This window comes from Paraburkholderia sp. SIMBA_030 (assembly GCF_046535245.1).
GTDB lineage: Bacteria > Pseudomonadota > Gammaproteobacteria > Burkholderiales > Burkholderiaceae > Paraburkholderia.
This window is the reverse complement of sequence record NZ_JAWRXB010001574.1, coordinates 1-238: the sequence shown is the minus strand read 5'-3', so window position 1 is coordinate 238 and position 238 is coordinate 1. Positions and strand designations below refer to the sequence as shown.

Below are 238 nucleotides of genomic sequence, written 5' to 3'. Positions count from 1 at the left end.
GTAAGCAACGTGCGTCGACGCGCCGCGCGCGATCACGGTATTGGCGTCGTCCGCGAGCGTGATCAGGTATTCGAGGTCGAAGCTCTTCGTGCCGAGGCGAGTGATTCGCGCGCTCAACTCGAGCGTTTCCCCCCATTTCGCGGAACGGACGTATTCGCACGACGTCTTCAGCATGATCTGCGGAATGCCCTGATCGAGCGGCACCTCCAGCAGTTCATGCGCGTAAGCCATATATGCA

Annotated in this window: 1 protein-coding gene; it reads right to left on the bottom strand. The window is 60.1% G+C overall.

What is annotated here, in order from left to right:
* Positions 1-238: acyl-CoA thioesterase (locus tag SB772_RS45305; protein WP_410839189.1), on the bottom strand; the 238-nt coding region annotated here is incomplete at both ends.